Source organism: Comamonas odontotermitis, from assembly GCF_020080045.1.
Taxonomy (GTDB): Bacteria; Pseudomonadota; Gammaproteobacteria; order Burkholderiales; family Burkholderiaceae_C; genus Comamonas; species Comamonas odontotermitis.
Genome location: NZ_CP083451.1, coordinates 1774290 through 1790900, shown reverse-complemented (window position 1 = coordinate 1790900; position 16611 = coordinate 1774290). Strand labels below are relative to the sequence as shown.

The following is a 16611-nucleotide window of genomic DNA, read 5'->3' as shown; positions in this document are numbered from 1 at the left end:
GCATCAGTACTCCACGGCATAGTTGAGGGCAAAGGTGCGGCCACGCCCATAGAAGGCAAAAGCCTGCGGCGAGACCGCGCCCGTGCCGTACAGGGCCATGGCTCGCTGCGACCAGGTGGTCAGGTATTGCTTGTCCAGCAGGTTCTGAATCCCGAAGTTCAGGCGCCCTACCGGCAGCTTGACGCCGCCCATCAGATCGACCGTGGTAAAGCCATCGATCTTGAGCGCGCTTGCGTCCTTGAGCGCAAACATATGCGTTGCCTGCAGGCGCAGCGTCACGGGGTTGGGGCTCCACTGCACATAGGCAGACAGCTTGGACGGGCTTGCCGTCATGATGCTCTGCTTGGCCCAGTTGCCGTTTTGCCGCGTCTCCGAACGGATCCACAATGCATTGCCACCCACATCCCAGCCACGGGCGACGGTGTAATCGATGGCGCCTTCCCATCCGTAGTTGCGGCGTTTTTCATCGGCCACGTTGATGGTCACGTTGTTGTTGCTGTTGTTCAGCTGCAGCGTCTGGTCCGACCATGCATAGAACAGCGCCGTCTGTGCCCGCAGCGCACCGCTGGCCTGTTTGAAGCCCCACTCCAGCTGGCGCGTCTTGATACCCTTGAGCGGAGAGCTTTCCGGGTCGATGGCAGACACCAGCTGCCAGTGCGCGCCCTTGGCCACATAGCTGCCCTGGCCGTAGTACTTGGCAGGGTCGGGCAGCTCGAAGCCTTCCGCATAGTTCAGCCAGGTGCTGCGTGCAGCATCGATCTTGTAGCGCGCGCCCAGATTGAACAGGCTGACGTTGTAGCTGTTCTTGCCGCCCGGGATGGCATCTGCACTGGTGCCCCGGCCCAGCAGCATGGACAGCTGCTGGGTGTAACCCACGAAGTCGTCGACCGTGAGGTCGGTCTTCTGGTAGCGCAGGCCGCCGTTGAGCGTCCACTGCGGATCGAGCTTCCATTCCGCCTGCGCAAAGGCAGCAGCCGTGTTCACCCGGTAGCCCGCATAGCGCCCCACGGTGCCGATCTGGCGGTTGACCATGCCCCCGGATGCAAGGGACTGCGCCGTGTCGAAAACGGCGCCTTCTCCGTCAAAGCTCTCGCGGTCCCAATCGACGCCGTAACGCAGATTGATGCCGCCCCAGGTCTTGGAGAGGGCCGCCTTCAGCCCCCAGGTGTCGGTGTTCTGGCGCGATGCCGTCACCACCGAGCTTGGAAACGGCGCGAAATCCAGCTTTTCCTGCCGCCAGAAGCCCTGCACATACAGATCCTGCCCGCCAAATACCTGTGCCGCGTGGTAGTCGGCATTGAATAGGGCGCGCTCGGTCTTGGGCATCACATCGCTCACGAAACCGCCGCGCTGCTCGAGCAGCTCCGGTTTTCCTCCCATGATGCCTGCCAGATTGGGACCGCCGTACAGGTACGACGATCCATCAAACCGGTTGCGGTAGTACTGGCCCGTCAGCCCCAGCGTCTGCTGCGGGCTGATCTTGATCTGCATATTGCCCAGCACATCCACCCCCTTGGTGTTCTGCGTGTCCGTCTGGGCAATATCAGTGCGTACCGGTGTGCCCTTGCCATCATAGAAGCTGCCGTTGTTTTGCAGTGCGATACCCAGGCGCGCCTGCACCCGGTCGTTACCGCCGGCAATCGATTGCGCGAGCCTGTACTGGTGGTCGCGCGAGCCCTGAAAGCCCGAGGTCACCCCGACCTCGCTGCCCAGTTGCATGCCGGCTGCGCTGCCCTTCTTGGTGATGATGTTCACGATGCCGCCCGTGGCACCGCCGCCATACAGCGCGCTGGCCCCCGAGAGCACCTCGATGCGCTCGATGTTGAACGGGTCGATCGAATCGAGTTGCCGCGCCGTGCCACGCGAGCTGTTGAGCGACACGCCATCGAGCATCACCAGCATGGTGCGGCCGCGCAGGTTCTGCCCGAAGTTGCTGCGCGATTGGCCGCCCAGGTCAACGCCAGGCACCAGTTGGCCCAGCGCCTCGCCCAGGCTTTTGCCGGCATTGACCTGCTGCAGCAGCGCATCGCTTTCAATGATCTGCGTGGTTTGCGCCAGTTCGCTGCGGATGCCGGGTGCGGCGCTTGCCACCACGCGCTGGACTGCCAGCTCGGTATCTGCCTGCGCATTGTCCTGCCCGGTGGAGACCGATGCCGAGGTGTCCTGCGGCATCGAACTGCCTTGAACCTGGGCTTGCGCCTGGCACGCCAGCAGCGCCATGGCCAACGCCACAGGCGTCAGACGGTAAACCTTGATGCCCCTTGCATGCCTATCCGCCCAGACTGCTGCATCCAGACCTGTTTTCTTCTGCCCCTGATCGCCCATGAAAGTCACCTTCTTATTCGCTCACAACTACAAAGGTGAAGCGTATATCGAAGAGAATGCGAATTCTTTTCTTTTGAGAACAATTCTCAATACAGATGCATTCAAAGACGGCTTTTCTCAAAAAGGAGCAGGTGCTGGCCCATTGGAGCCATTGCATGTGGGCCCATACACTGAGCCCGGAACAGGCTGCCGAGCTGGTTCACCCCCATCTACGGGTGCGCCATGTGCGTGCGGGCCAGCATTTGTGGCACACCGGCGATGCGCCCCAGGGCTGGATCGGCGTGTCGCGCGGGGCAGCCAAGATATGCGTGTCCACCGAGAGCGGCCGCTCGATCACGCTGTGTGGCTATGCGGGCAGCTGGTTTGGCGAGACCTACCTGCTGCGCCAGGGAGCGGTCATGGATTGCGATGCCATCGCCCTGCATGACCTGACGATGATCACCCTCCCTACAGATGCCTTCCATGCCTTGCGCCAGACATCTGCGGCGTTCAGCCAGTTTTTGCTGGAACTGGCGGCTGAGCGCACGCACCAGCTCATGCGCCTTCTGACAGCCCAGCAATGCACCGGAGTCACCAGCCGCGTGGCCCAATGCCTGGGCTCTCTCATCACGCCAATGAACTTTCCGTTTCCGGATGCGGGGCTGCTCAATATCACGCAGAGCGAGCTGGCCGATTTCTGCCAGGTTTCCCGCGCCCGCCTGAACGAAGCCCTGCTGACGCTGGAAAAACAGCAATTTCTGGAAGTAGGCTACCGCAGCGTGCGCCTCAAGGACATCGATGGTCTGCGCCGCTACAGCGCCTGAGCGCTATTTGCTCTTTTTCTGACCCAGTTTCGATTCCTTACCTTCGAGCAAGCGCTGGATATTGAGCTTGTGGCGGTACACCAGCAGGGCCGACATCGCCAGGATGGCCAGCAAAATCCATTTGTTGAATTCCCACAGATCACCACCCAAGAGGATGTACAGCACCGGCGCCATCACCGCCGCGACCAGCGAGGACAACGACGAATAGCGCCAGACGGCAGCCACTACCACCCAGCACGCCAGAACCAGCAGACCCAGCCAGCCGCTGAAGCCTACAAGCACACCCAACGCCGTGGCCACGCCCTTGCCGCCTTCGAACTTGAAGAAAACCGGCCACAGGTGCCCCAGAAAGGCTCCCAGGCCCGCCAGCGCCATCGCGCCCTCTTCCAGCCCGTAGGGTTTGCCAAAGCAGGCGACCAGGGCCACCGGCAACCAACCCTTGGCAGCGTCGAGCAGCAGGGTCACGATGGCGGCCGCCTTGCTGCCTGAGCGCAGCACATTGGTGGCCCCGGGGTTCTTGCTGCCATAGGTGCGCGGGTCGTTCAGCCCCATGACGCGGCTGACGATGACGGCAAACGACAGCGAGCCTACAAAATAGGCCGCAACGGCCACCAGGATGGAATAGACAATGCTCAAAACGCTTCCCCTTGCCCGCGCGCCCATGGTTTGCGCACCCGGATGTATGTATATGACAGAATCAAGTCGCTATTCTGCCAGCGCGCACTGCACGGGCTTGGCTCCCAGTACCTGAACGCAGGCCTGCGGGTCGATCTGCACCAAAAAACCACGCCGCCCGCCATTGATGGCAATGCGCGGCAGCGCCAGAATGCTTTCTTCGATATAGACCGGCATGTCCTTGCGCGTTCCGAAAGGCGAGGTACCGCCCACCAGATAGCCACTGTGCCGGTTGGCCACCTCCGGTTTGCATGGCTCCACGCTCTTGGCACCGATCTGGCGCGCCAGGTTCTTGGTGGAAACCTTGCAGTCACCATGCATCAGCACGATGAGCGGCTTGGCGTCCTGGTCCTGCATCACCAGGGTCTTGACCACTGCATGTTCATCCAGCCCCAGCTGGCGTGCGGATTCGCTGGTGCCTCCATGCTCCACGTATTCATAGGGATGCTCGGTGAACGCCACCTTGTGCGCCTTGAGCATCTGGGTGGCGGGGGTTTCGCTCACATGCGCGTTCTTGTCTTTTTTTGCCATTGCTGTTGACCCAGGGGCAAGGAGCGGCTGGCAGTGTGCAGCCGCTCTCTCGAAGCTGTTTTCCTCAAGCGCCGCATTACTGCGCCGGATCGCGCAGCTCCCAGCGGATTGCGTCGATTTCGCGGAGCAGGTCTTCGGAGAGCTGCGTGCCCCATACGTTCAAGTCTTCTTCCAGTTGCGCCATGGTGCGCACGCCGATGATGGTGCTGGCCACCTGCCATTTCGTGTAGCAGAAGGCCAATGCCAGGGCGGCGGGCGTCATGCGGTGGTCACGCGCCAGCTGGTTGTAGCGCTTGGCACCCACCAAGGACTCCGGCCTGCCCCAGCGCTGCTTGCGCACCGATTCGTAGCCTGCAATGCGTGCCTCCTTGGGCGCATTCGGGCCGGTGATGCCGCTTTCGTCATACTTGCCGGTGAGCAGGCCGAAGGCCAGCGGGGAATAGGCCAGCAGCGAAACGCCCAGGCGGTCGCAGGTTTCATCCAGGCCGTTTTCCCAGCTGCGGTTGATGAGGCAGTAGGCATTCTGGACGCTGGCCACGCGCGGCAGGCCATGCTGCTCGGCAAGGCGCACAAACTCGTGCACGCCATAGGGCGTCTCGTTCGACAGGCCGACATGGCGAATCTTGCCCGCCTTCGCCAGGCCTGCCAGCGCTTCCAACTGCTCGCGGATCGTGGTTTCGCTGGTTTCCTTCTTCGGGTCGTAGTACAGATTGCCAAAGGCCGGCACATGGCGCTCCGGCCAGTGAATCTGGTAGAGATCGATCACATCCGTCTGCAGACGGCGCAGGCTGGCGTCGCACGACGCCACGATGTCGGCGGCCGTCATGCCCTTGCCTTCGCGCACCCAGGGCATGCCGCGCGAGGGGCCTGCCACCTTGCTGGCCAGCACCACCTGATCACGCTTGCCAGGATTGGCCCTGAACCAGTTGCCGATGATGGTTTCGGTGGCGCCAAAGGTCTCGGCACGGGCAGGCACCGAGTACATCTCGGCCGTGTCCCAGAAATACACGCCGCGCTCCAGCGCGCGGCTGAGCATGGCATGGGCGTCGGCTTCGTTCACCTGCTCGCCAAACGTCATGGTGCCCAGGCAGATGGGCGATACCTTCAAATCACTGCGGCCGAGTTGGATGTCTTGCATGGTTGTCGATGATTTGCAAAATCTAAAAGTGTTAGAACGTGTTTACGATCTCCTCGCGCCGCGACAGTGGCTTTGCGGGATGGGCTGCTAGGCGCAGCACGCAGCCAATAGCCAGCTATTAGCAAGCGCTGCAACGACGCAACCCGCCCGCAAAGACACTGTCCCTCCGGGTTGGAGTGAAATCGGGCGATTTCTTCGCGCTGTCCCTTGCTTGCACCCCAGTGCAAGCTGCGGACCAGCGCTTCGAACTCATCCCGATTGCACTCCAACGCGGCTGCGTAGAGATCGTAAACACGTTCTTAAAGCACGCCGCAACGCGGCATGCGGCGCAATGCATGCACTATAAAACGATATGCAGCCCTTTTGTCCCAACGGGCCAGTCGCCCAGGTGCACCCACCTGCGCCGGCCGCGCGAGACAATGCCGGATCACCCTCCCTCTCACCCGCCTGTCATGTACCAACCCCAGCGCCATGCCGCCAGTCGCCCATTGGTCATCCGCAACCACCCCTACCATCTGCTGCAATGGGGTGGCAGCCAAACCCGGCCTCCGTTGGTGCTGTGCCACGGTTGGATGGATGTGGGCGCATCGTTCCAGTTTGTGGTTGACCAGTTCAGCGATGCATTTACGGAGAGCCGCACGATCATCGCGCCCGACTGGCGCGGCTTTGGCCAAAGCCGCAACTCCAGCGCACCCGACCACTTTCCTTTTGCGGACTACCTGGGCGATCTGGATGCACTCATCGACGAGATCAGCCCGCATATGCCGGTCGACCTGCTGGGCCACAGCATGGGCGGCAATGTGGCGATGCTGTATGCGGCCGCGCGCCCGGCCCGGGTGCGTCGGCTCATCAACCTGGAGGGTTTTGGCCTGCCTGCCTCGCAGCCCGCACAGGCTCCGCAGCGTACCGCCCGCTGGCTGGACGAAATCCGCGACCTGCGCCACGGCAAGATTGGAGCCCGGCCCTACGCCGACGCTGCCGAAGTCTCCGCTCGCCTGCAGAAGAACAATCCCCGCCTGTCCGCCGACAAGGCGCTGTGGCTGGCCCACCATTGGGCCACCGAGGGGGCAGATGGCCAGTGGCGCATTGCGGGCGACGACGCGCACAAGGTCGTCAGCGCACAGCTGTTTCGCGCCGATGAAATGCTGGCCAGCTACGCGGCCATCACCTGCCCCACACTGATGGTCAAAGCCGAGCCCGACACCATGGCCGCCTTCTGGCAGGGCAGGTTCACGCAGACTGAGTTTTTGCAACGCCTCACGTTGGTGCCCGATGTGCGGGTTGCCAGCCTTACGGAAGCCGGCCACATGCTGCACCACGACCAGCCACATGCACTGGCGTCCCTGATCGAGGACTTTCTGGGAAATTGATCTTCATCAATCCATGGAACTATCCGCCGCCCTTCGCACCCGCATCCGCTCCGCACTGCAGCACTTTGCCGTGCAAAGCCAGGATGGCGGCGGCCACGCGCGCGCGGCGGTCGCGCTGGTCATCAGCGACGAAGGCGCGGGAGCCCAGCTTCCCACCCAGGTCACCCCGCCAGACCTGGTCGAGCCCAGGCACTGGAGCCATGAAGCCGCCCTGCTGCTGACCCGCCGCGCCCTGCATCTGCGCAACCACGCCGGGCAATGGGCGCTGCCGGGCGGGCGGATCGAAGCCGGCGAATCGCCCGAGCAGGCTGCGCTGCGCGAGGCGCAGGAAGAGATTGGCTTGCGCCTTGCACCTACCCAGATACTGGGCCGCCTCGACGACTATGCCACCCGCTCCGGCTTTGCCATCACACCGGTCGTGGTCTGGGCAGGCACAGTGGCGCAGCTGCAGCCCAATCCGGACGAGGTGGCCAGCATCCACCGCATTGCGCTGACCGAATTGCTGCGCCGCGATTCGCCCATGCTCGATGCCAGCGCCCATTCGCCACACCCCGTTCTGCGCATGCCCATTGGAAACAGCTGGATTGCGGCACCCACGGCGGCTTTTCTGTACCAGTTTCGCGAAGTCTGCCTGTGCGGGCGCACCACGCGGGTCGCGCATTTTGACCAGCCTCCGTTCGCGTGGCGTTAGTAGCCGCCAGCAGCTTTGGTATCAAAACCATAGCTACCTGCGCACGTCTGTCAAGCGCAAGAGGTGATTTTTATCAATCTTGTATGTAAAGCCACCATGGCTGGACCGGTACCGCCGCCATGCGACAATAATGGGCTTGATTGCAAGAACAGGACACACAGAACATGGAAGCAGAACGCATCAACCAGATTGGCAACGCCCTCGAAGACCTGTCCACCCGGACAGAAGAGCTTCGGAGGTATCTTTGACTACGATGCAAAGTACGAACGCCTGCGCACGGTAAACGCTTCGCTCGAAGACCCAGCCGTCTGGAACGACCCGAAAAAGGCCCAGGAGCTGGGCAAGGAAAAGAAGGCGCTCGATTCCGTCGTGCTGACCCTGCAGAAGCTGACAGGCGAATTGGCCGACAATTCCGAACTCTTCGAGATGAGCAAGGAAGAAGGCGACGACGCCGGGCTGGAAACCATCGAGGCCGAAGCCGACAAACTGCGCCCGCTGATCGAAGAGCTGGAATTCCGCCGCATGTTCAGCCAGGAGGCTGATCCGCTCAACTGCTTCATCGACATCCAGGCCGGCGCCGGTGGTACCGAAGCCTGCGACTGGGCCAGCATGCTGCTGCGCCAGTACCTGAAGTACGCCGAGCGCAAGGGTTTCAAGGCCACCGTCGAAGAAGAGACGCCTGGCGACGTGGCCGGAATCAAGAGCGCAACCATCAAGGTCGAGGGCGAGTACGCCTATGGCCTGCTGCGCACCGAGACCGGCGTGCATCGCTTGGTGCGCAAGAGCCCGTTTGACTCGTCTGGCGGTCGCCACACCAGCTTCTCGTCGCTGTTTGTCTACCCGGAGATCGATGATTCGATCGAAATCCAGATCAATCCGGCCGATGTGCGTACCGACACCTACCGCGCCAGCGGTGCGGGCGGCCAGCACATCAACAAGACCGATTCAGCCGTGCGCCTGACGCACATCCCCACCGGTATCGTGGTGCAATGCCAGGATGGCCGCAGCCAGCACAGCAACCGCGATGTTGCCTGGCAGCGCCTGCGCTCCAAGCTCTATGACTTTGAAATGCGCAAGCGCATGGAAGAGCAGCAGAAGCTCGAAGACACCAAGACCGATGTGGGCTGGGGCCACCAGATCCGCAGCTATGTGCTGGACAACAGCCGTATCAAGGACCTGCGCACCAACGTCGAAGTCTCAGCCACCCAGAAAGTGCTGGACGGAGATCTGGATGTGTTCATCGAAGCATCCCTGAAACAGGGTGTGTAACCCCTCGGAGCAGCGTGTCACACGCTGCTCCGCTTTAGATTTTTGATTCATCCTGCATGGCCGCGCCCCCCAGCCATGCACTGCCACCGGAAAGCCTTTGCCAGCAATGCCTCCCATCCAAGCGCTGATTTTTGACATGGACGGAACCATGGTGGATTCCATGCCCTGGCATGCCCAGGCCTGGGTTGAATACGCGCGCCGCCATGGCATGGATCTGAACGTGCCCGCCTTCATGGTGCAGACTACCGGCAAGAATGCCTTCGAGTGCGCCTGCGCCCTGATGGGCCGCACCGTGAGCGCAGAAGAATCCGAACGCATCACGGCTGAAAAGGAAGGCATTTACCGCGAACTGTTTGCAGCCAACTTCAGCGCGGTGGGTGGCTTTGAGCGCTTTGCGGCCCAGGCCCATGAAATGGGATTGAAGGTGGCCATTGGCACCGCGGGCGACCAGGACAATGTGAATTTCGTGCTGGGCAACCTGCAGATGCAGCCTCCCGCGCACGCCATTGCCCGTGGTGACGAGGGCCTGCCCGGCAAGCCCCACCCCGATATTTTCCTCAAGGCAGCCGAGCGACTGAACGTTGATCCGGCTGCCTGCGTGGTGTTTGAAGATGCGCCCCACGGTATTGAAGCCGCGCGCCGCGCTGGCATGCGCGCTGTAGGCATCGGCACCACTCACAACCAACAAGACCTTGGTGGCCCCCATGTACTGGCATGGGCGCCCGATTTCTCGACCCTGCTGAACAAGCAATTTCTGGAGAGACTCCATGATGCGTGAAGGACAAGCACACACCGTGTACCGTGCCGATTACCAGGCCCCTGCATGGTGGATTGAAACGGTCGATCTGACTTTCGACCTGGATCCGGCCAAAACCCGCGTCCTGAACAAGATGCGCGTGCGCCGCAACCCCGAGGTGCCCGCGCAGCCCCTGCACCTCAATGGCGACGAATTGAACCTGGCCCGCGTGCTGGTCAATGGTGCGGGCACCTCGTTCAAGATGGAAGGCTCCGACCTGGTGCTGGAAAACCTGCCTGAAGGCAGCGATCCGGTGGATCTGGAAATCTTCACCACCTGCGTGCCCGAGAAGAACACCAAGCTGATGGGCCTGTACACCAGCAACGGCTCGTTCTTCACGCAATGCGAAGCAGAAGGGTTCCGCCGCATCACCTACTTCCTGGACCGCCCCGATGTGATGGCCATGTACACCGTCACCCTGCGCGCCAGCAAGACCCTCTTCCCGGTGCTGCTGTCCAACGGCAACCTGGTAGAGCAAGGCGAATTGCCCGAGGGGCGCCACTTTGCCAAATGGGTGGACCCGCATAAAAAGCCCAGCTACCTGTTTGCCCTGGTGGCGGGCAACCTGGTGGCGCGTGAGCAGAAGATCAAGAGCCGCGCCGGCAACGAACACCTGCTGCAGGTCTACGTGCGCCCCGGCGATCTGGAAAAGACCGAACACGCCATGAACTCGCTGATGGCATCCATCGCCTGGGACGAAGCCCGCTTTGGCCTCAGCCTGGACCTGGAACGCTTCATGATCGTTGCCACCAGCGACTTCAACATGGGTGCGATGGAGAACAAGGGCCTGAACATCTTCAACACCAAGTACGTGTTGGCGAGCCAGGCCACGGCCACCGATGCCGATTACGCCAACATCGAATCGGTGGTGGGCCACGAGTACTTCCACAACTGGACGGGTGACCGCGTCACCTGCCGCGACTGGTTCCAGCTCTCGCTCAAGGAAGGCCTCACGGTTTTCCGCGATCAGGAATTCAGCATGGACATGGCGGGCTCGCCATCGGCCCGCGCCGTCAAGCGCATTGACGATGTGCGCGTGCTGCGCACCGTACAGTTCCCCGAAGACGCTGGCCCCATGGCCCACCCCGTGCGCCCTGACAGCTATGTAGAAATCAACAACTTCTACACGGTCACCGTCTATGAAAAAGGCGCCGAAGTGGTGCGCATGCAGTCCGAGCTGGTGGGCCGCGAAGGCTTTGCCAAGGGCATGAAGCTGTATTTCGAGCGCCATGACGGCCAGGCCGTGACCTGCGACGACTTCGCCCAGGCCATGGCAGATGCCAATCCCGGCTCTCCGCTCGCCCAGCACCTTGCACAATTCAAGCGCTGGTACAGCCAGTCGGGCACGCCACGTGTCGTTGCCAGCGGCACCTACGATGCCTCGGCCCAGACCTACACGCTCACCCTGTCGCAACACTGCCCTGCCACGGCCGGGCAACCCAGCAAAGAACCCTTTGTGATCCCGGTCACGCTAGGCCTGGTGGGCGCCGACGGCAGCCAGTTGCCTGTGGCCATCCGTGCTGCAGAAGGCCTCTCTGCCTTTGCCAACAGCACCACCAGCCACACCGTGGTGCTGACGCAGCCAACACAGACCATCGTATTCGAAGGCGTGGCCCAGGAGCCCACACCATCGCTGCTGCGCAACTTCAGTGCTCCTGTGGTGCTGGAGATGGATTACAGCGACGACCAGCTTCGCCACCTGCTGGCACACGACGAAGACGCCTTCAACCGCTGGGAAGCCAGCCAGCGCCTGGGCTTGCGAATTGCTCTGCAAAACATAGCAGCACGCGTAGGTACTGCAAGCGCCGACAGCGCGCTGGATGCAAACATCTTGCCTGCGCCATTCGTCGAAGCCATGCGAGCCGTGCTGCGCGACCCGCTGCTCGATGCCGCCTTTAAGGACCTGGCACTGACCTTGCCATCCGAGGCCTACATCACCGAACAACTGGACAGCGTTGATCCGCAGATCGTGCACCAGGTGCGCGAAGCCATGCGCCAGCAACTGGCCTCCGACCTCGCTGCCGACTGGGCATGGGTCTATGAGCAATGCAGCAACACGGGCGCCTATGTACCCGACGCCGCAAGCAGCGGCAAGCGCGCCCTCGCCGGTCACGCCCTCCTGATGCTGTGCGTGGCAGCCCGCGCCTCTGGCGACAAAGTCTGGCCTGGCAAGACGCTGCAGCGCTTCAAGGACGCAGGCAATATGACGGACCGCTACAACGCGCTGAGCGCACTGGTTGTCAGCGGCAGCGAGCTGGCCGCCAATGCACTCCAGTCCTTCCATGCCATGTTCAAGAACGACGAACTGGTGATGGACAAATGGTTTGCCCTGCAAGCGGGTGCGCCCGATGTGGACGGCAGCGCCCTGCCCGCTGTGCGCGCCTTGATGAAGCTGCCCGACTTCAACATCAAGAACCCCAACCGGGCCCGCAGCGTGATTTTCAGCTACTGCAGCGGCAACCCTGGCGGCTTCCACCGCGCAGATGGCGCAGGCTATGCCTTCTGGGCCGAGCAGGTGATCGCGCTGGACGCCTTCAACCCGCAGGTGGCTGCCCGCCTGGCGCGCGCACTTGACCGCTGGAAGAAACTGGCCGAGCCTTACCGCACTGCAGCCGGCGAAGCCATTGCCAAGGTCGCCGCCAAGCCCAAGCTCAGCAATGATGTGCGCGAGATCATCACCCAGGCGATGAACCACTGATGTGCCAGGCCTCCCCAGCCGTGCCCATTTGCGGCTGGTCTTGAATTTTTAGGACTTACACAAACAAGGATGGGGATGCAATGCCGGCATTCATGCTGGAGAGACATCTCGCCGGATCCCGATTTGCGTAAACCGGATTTGTATTGATAGGAACGGTTATGAACCAACGTATCTCCCTGTCGCGCTACCTCGTTGAGCAGCAGCGCGTCGACGGCCTCATCCCCGCGCAGTTGCGCCTGCTGCTTGAAGTGGTGGCCCGCGCCTGCAAGAGCATCAGCCAGTCTGTCAACAAGGGCGCGCTGGGCGGTGTGCTGGGCACGGCGGGCAGCGAAAACGTGCAGGGCGAAGTGCAGAAAAAGCTCGACATCATTGCCAACGAAGTGCTGATTGAAGCCAATGAATGGGGTGGCCACCTGGCTGCCATGGCCTCGGAAGAAATGGACAGTATCTATCTGGTGCCCAACCGCTATCCCCAAGGCGAATACCTGCTCATGTTCGATCCGCTGGACGGCTCGTCCAACATCGACGTCAACGTGTCGATCGGCACCATCTTCAGCGTGCTCAAAAAGCCCGAAGGCCACCCTGGCGTAACCGAAGAGGACTTTCTGCAGCCCGGCGCCCAGCAGGTCGCTGCTGGCTACTGCGTCTATGGCCCGCAAACCACGCTCGTGCTGACCGTGGGCGACGGCGTGGCCATGTTCACGCTGGACCGCGAAATGGGCAGCTTCGTCCTGACCCAGGAAAACGTGCGCATTCCCGAAGACACCAAAGAATTCGCCATCAACATGAGCAACATGCGCCACTGGGACACCCCCGTGAAGCGCTATGTTGACGAATGCCTGGCAGGCGTCGAAGGTCCTCGCAACAAGGACTTCAACATGCGCTGGATTGCCTCGATGGTGGCGGATGTGCACCGCATCCTCACGCGCGGCGGCATCTTCATGTACCCCTGGGACAAGCGTGAGCCCAACAAGCCCGGCAAACTGCGCCTGATGTACGAAGCCAATCCCATGGCCTGGCTGGTGGAGCAAGCAGGCGGCGCCGCCACCAATGGCCGCGAACGCATCCTCGATCTGCAGCCCACCAAGCTGCACGAACGCGTCAGTGTGGTCCTGGGTTCCAAGAACGAAGTGGATCGCGTCACCCGCTACCACCTAGAAGCATAAATTCCGCAATTTGGTCCGAGAGCCAAAAATTCACGCTATAATTTATCTCTAACGCCGGTGTAGCTCAGTCGGTAGAGCAGCTCATTCGTAATGAGAAGGTCGGGTGTTCGATTCATCTCTCCGGCACCAAAACAGTAAAGAAACCCCGCTATTTAAAAGATAGCGGGGTTTTTTACTTTTCTGCTCCGAGTAACTATCGGTACACAATTTTTGTAGCTCAGACTTACCTTCTGGCGGTGCTCATTCGCATTTTGTGCTTTCTGCACCTCGCTCGCCGCGTACATCTCAAATCTCTAGATTTGGACTGCCCCTGGTCATATGCTTAGCACAAGCGCAACAAGCGCCCTACCCATGGGCTGACCACGTTCAAATTTCTGTCCAAGCCCTATTCGCAGCATATCTATCAAGGGCTCGAATGGCTCCGACCTCGCTGCGCAAGTGCATGGATACCGGGAAAGTCAAACTGATCCAACAGGTCACGCAGCAAGTCTGCGACCGGGAAATGGGTGCTTTCCTGAATGTGACGTTCAATCCAGTACTCTATGTCGGTCACGCGGCCACAAAGTGCCAAATTGGCCAGTTCATCCAGGGCCTCATCGCTCATATGGGTTTTGATATTGACATGAGCATGAGCCCCCCGCTCTGCTATCTGCAGAAAAGAAGGGAGAGGCTTTGCGGAGGGAGACGGGCCTACATCTGACCAGTCAGAATCAGATGCGGTGACGATAGGTACATGAAGCTCGAAAGAAAACGTGCTGCCTTGACCCGGAGTACTGACCACACTCAGAGCCCCTCCCATAGCTGAGACGATGCGTTGAGCAATGAACAATCCCAATCCAGTGCTACCGCCCGTTGCGTGAATTTGCTGAAAAGCACCAAAAATATCGACCTTCTGGGTCAGATCGATCCCTATTCCCGTATCACTGACAGCGAAGTGCAAAGCACAAACAGCGCCCTTTGGCTGAGCAGTAACCGCCAGAATCACCTTGCCCTCATGCGTGAATTTTGAGGCATTCGAGAGCAGATTAAGCAGAACTTGCTGCAGACGATTACCGTCCAGACGGATCACTCGAGGAAGCCCTTTAGGAGGCTCGTAGCGGAAACTATTGTTCTGTTGAGAGCACAGGGAACTCGCATATTCTGAAATATCGTTCAACAGTAGTAATAAATCGACTGTGTTGGGTTGAATTGCTAGGGGCTGTAGTTCTATTCTGGAAAATGCCTGCAATTCATCGATCAGGCCTAGTTGATAGTTGACGCTGCGCTGAATCGAGAGCAATGATTTTCTCTGAGCATCAGTGGCATCACTGAGCAGTAGTTCTGCATATCCAGAAATGGACGCCAGAGGTGCACGAAGATCATGACTTATATAGCCCAAAGTTTCTGCTTTTTGTTGATTATTTTTCTTTGCATCAATCAGCGATTTTTGCTGCAATAGATAATTACCATTAATCATTAAACAAATAGCGGTCAATGGCATAACTGCAGAAAAAACGAAAATATAAGAAAATTGTATAAAAGAGAACTCCGTTGGGCCTGTAGGTACCAGACCAGGCACCAGAATTGTAATACAGCGCATTAAATAAACAAGACACTCAATTGCCAGCGATGTTGAAAGCAATCGATTAATAAAAGACCTATCACCGTGTCGAACAACTGTGAAAAATTGAATAAAAACAAAAACAAGCAAAAAGAAGGTGAAACATATTAATCTGCGCGGGTAATTTGGATCCCCCCACATATACCAAAAAACCAAAATTTCAGAAATTGCAATACAAGGCAAAATCAAATACAACATTGATGACTGGTAATAAAATCTCCTGATGCCAAGCGTCTGTATAGCCACACCTAATGTCAACAGGTGATTCCCATAAGATGAATAGGAGTAAATGGTTGGATGGCCATTAAACCATCCAGCATATAAATAGACTGCCAGAATCGCAATAAAAAAACCCAAAGTGTATAAACCAATCCTCTTTATACCAATCTGACGAATATGATTGGACAGAAGCAGTGGAATTAGTACAAGCGTTGAAACAAAGGCAGATGTAGCAAAGAATAAGTTGTAGTTGATATTGGTCATTTTTATTTATTACCAAATGGTTAGCTTCTACATTTCCCTTGTAAATTGCCACGCCTTACATGAATGCCTTGAATTAATTTTCGAAATTGGCCGATCTGCAGCCATCAGAGCACGCATCAATGCAGTCTCGCGATCCACATTACTTAGAGTCGCTAGCGCAACCTTGATCGTCGTTGCTTCGCTGGGGGTGCCTAGCCGGGAGCGCCTAGCCGGGGGCGCCCAGCCTTGTCGTACGTCTGTACTGCCTGCGGCTTCGCCTAGCGCGGCCCGGCCTGACGCGGCGCGGCCTCACGCGGCCCGACGCCTCGTCTCAACCGCAAATCTGCGATTTACAGGGTTGTGTTAGCGGCTCTTATGAGCACACGCCAGGATCTCCTTCAGACTTCACCCCATGAGAGAACAGTAGGCTTTATTAACCATCAACCTTCATTCAGGAGATTTACGCCTGCTGATTCCGAACAGCATGCACGGGGCCACTTTACAAATTTGGGTGCTACATGGCTTTTATCCAGAATTCACTCGATTGAGTCTCAGTGGCCGAATCTCACCATGAGCATGGGAGCACTGGAAATCTGCCATGCATTGCCACCAGAATTTTGAGCGCATTTTTAAAATAGGTCATAGATTCATTCTCAAGCAACTCAAATTATCAGAGCTTCTCATCTTATATTAAATTATCCTCTCCATTGATGAGCGTACTACAACTTCATTTACAGCCATGCATCGAGATGAGAATAAACCGAAGATCTTCGATCTCTCCAATAATACTGCATTTTTATTACGCAGAGCCTAGTATGCGGATCAACTGCGTGCAGAACGATAACGAACCAGCCTTTCACTCAGAAGATTGGAGGATGCTGGCACAAGCCTAAGCGTACAACCCAGGTCTTCCTAACCGTAAAGGCTGCAGACCAAATGCATAAAAAGAGCGATTCACTCAAGCGGAGCTTTGTGAGTTTTCATATAAAAAATCAACCAAGTGAATCGATGGGTAGGCGAGTTGATAGCATCACAAGAACTGGGATCGCCAACACCGTGCAATTAGGTGCATTGCAACGATACACAA

12 protein-coding genes and 1 tRNA gene are annotated in these 16611 nt (G+C 58.9%); 8 read left to right on the top strand and 5 right to left on the bottom strand.

Translation table 11 applies throughout. The features are described 5' to 3' along the window. Positions 1-3: 3 nt before the first annotated feature. On the bottom strand, positions 4-2325 hold the full coding sequence (locus LAD35_RS08290; protein ID WP_224152217.1) for a TonB-dependent receptor: 2322 nt from the start codon (positions 2323-2325) through the stop codon (positions 4-6). A gap of 155 nt (positions 2326-2480) precedes the next feature. Between LAD35_RS08290 and LAD35_RS08285 the strand changes: the two genes are divergently transcribed. Beyond that, positions 2481-3128 carry a Crp/Fnr family transcriptional regulator gene (locus tag LAD35_RS08285; protein ID WP_224152216.1) on the top strand — a complete coding sequence of 216 codons (648 nt, stop codon included), beginning with the start codon at positions 2481-2483 and terminating at the stop codon, positions 3126-3128. Positions 3129-3131: 3 nt separating this feature from the next. Here LAD35_RS08285 and plsY read toward each other — a convergent pair whose 3' ends face one another. The 3 genes from plsY to LAD35_RS08270 form a co-directional block, all read right to left on the bottom strand. After that, positions 3132-3764 (bottom strand): glycerol-3-phosphate 1-O-acyltransferase PlsY, encoded by a 633-nt coding sequence (gene plsY, locus LAD35_RS08280; protein ID WP_224152215.1) that lies wholly within the window; start codon positions 3762-3764, stop codon positions 3132-3134. Positions 3765-3833: 69 nt separating this feature from the next. After that, complete coding sequence (ybaK, locus tag LAD35_RS08275; protein ID WP_224152214.1) at positions 3834-4334, bottom strand: Cys-tRNA(Pro) deacylase; 501 nt, start codon at positions 4332-4334, stop codon at positions 3834-3836. Positions 4335-4410: 76 nt separating this feature from the next. Then, entirely contained in the window at positions 4411-5472 is a 1062-nt protein-coding gene (locus LAD35_RS08270) for an aldo/keto reductase (RefSeq protein ID WP_224152213.1), read from the bottom strand. A 452-nt stretch (positions 5473-5924) separates the two neighbouring features. On the opposite strand from LAD35_RS08270, the gene LAD35_RS08265 reads away from it, so the two are divergent. From LAD35_RS08265 to LAD35_RS08235, 7 genes are all read left to right on the top strand, one after another. Then, positions 5925-6842 (top strand): alpha/beta fold hydrolase, encoded by a 918-nt coding sequence (locus LAD35_RS08265; RefSeq protein WP_224152212.1) that lies wholly within the window; start codon positions 5925-5927, stop codon positions 6840-6842. Between the two features lie 13 nt (positions 6843-6855). Then, positions 6856-7533, top strand: a complete 678-nt coding sequence (locus LAD35_RS08260; RefSeq protein ID WP_224152211.1) for an NUDIX hydrolase — start codon at positions 6856-6858, stop codon at positions 7531-7533. 164 nt (positions 7534-7697) lie between these two features. After that, positions 7698-8802, top strand: a protein-coding gene (prfB, locus tag LAD35_RS08255; RefSeq protein WP_224152210.1) for a peptide chain release factor 2 whose coding sequence is annotated in 2 segments (ribosomal slippage) — positions 7698-7778 and positions 7780-8802 — 1104 coding nt in all. Because the reading frame shifts where the segments join, the coding sequence is not laid out codon by codon here. A gap of 106 nt (positions 8803-8908) precedes the next feature. Next, positions 8909-9580: an HAD family hydrolase gene (locus LAD35_RS08250; RefSeq protein WP_224152209.1), complete on the top strand. Its 672-nt coding sequence runs from the start codon at positions 8909-8911 to the stop codon at positions 9578-9580. Beyond that, complete coding sequence (gene pepN, locus LAD35_RS08245) at positions 9570-12296, top strand: aminopeptidase N (RefSeq protein WP_224152208.1); 2727 nt, start codon at positions 9570-9572, stop codon at positions 12294-12296. The genes LAD35_RS08250 and pepN overlap by 11 nt, the downstream gene beginning before the upstream one ends. A 158-nt stretch (positions 12297-12454) precedes the next feature. Then, a complete protein-coding gene (locus LAD35_RS08240; RefSeq protein ID WP_224152207.1) occupies positions 12455-13462 on the top strand; it encodes a class 1 fructose-bisphosphatase in 1008 nt (335 codons plus the stop codon). Between the two features lie 53 nt (positions 13463-13515). After that, positions 13516-13591, top strand: a tRNA-Thr gene (locus LAD35_RS08235). Positions 13592-13865: 274 nt separating this feature from the next. Here LAD35_RS08235 and LAD35_RS08230 read toward each other — a convergent pair. Further along, positions 13866-15545, bottom strand: coding sequence for a sensor histidine kinase (locus LAD35_RS08230; RefSeq protein WP_224152206.1), 1680 nt, complete (start codon positions 15543-15545; stop codon positions 13866-13868). Positions 15546-16611 lie beyond the last annotated feature (1066 nt).

Excerpts from the sequence above, each read along its gene's own strand:
- LAD35_RS08250 (WP_224152209.1), top strand. The coding sequence starts at position 8,909 with ATGCCTCCCATCCAAGCGCTGATTTTTGACATGGACGGAACCATGGTG.
- LAD35_RS08240 (WP_224152207.1), top strand. The coding sequence starts at position 12,455 with ATGAACCAACGTATCTCCCTGTCGCGCTACCTCGTTGAGCAGCAGCGC.
- LAD35_RS08230 (WP_224152206.1), bottom strand. The coding sequence starts at position 15,545 with ATGACCAATATCAACTACAACTTATTCTTTGCTACATCTGCCTTTGTT.
- LAD35_RS08265 (WP_224152212.1), top strand. The coding sequence starts at position 5,925 with ATGTACCAACCCCAGCGCCATGCCGCCAGTCGCCCATTGGTCATCCGC.
- pepN (WP_224152208.1), top strand. The coding sequence starts at position 9,570 with ATGATGCGTGAAGGACAAGCACACACCGTGTACCGTGCCGATTACCAG.
- LAD35_RS08260 (WP_224152211.1), top strand. The coding sequence starts at position 6,856 with ATGGAACTATCCGCCGCCCTTCGCACCCGCATCCGCTCCGCACTGCAG.
- LAD35_RS08270 (WP_224152213.1), bottom strand. The coding sequence starts at position 5,472 with ATGCAAGACATCCAACTCGGCCGCAGTGATTTGAAGGTATCGCCCATC.
- LAD35_RS08285 (WP_224152216.1), top strand. The coding sequence starts at position 2,481 with ATGTGGGCCCATACACTGAGCCCGGAACAGGCTGCCGAGCTGGTTCAC.
- ybaK (WP_224152214.1), bottom strand. The coding sequence starts at position 4,334 with ATGGCAAAAAAAGACAAGAACGCGCATGTGAGCGAAACCCCCGCCACC.
- LAD35_RS08290 (WP_224152217.1), bottom strand. The coding sequence starts at position 2,325 with ATGGGCGATCAGGGGCAGAAGAAAACAGGTCTGGATGCAGCAGTCTGG.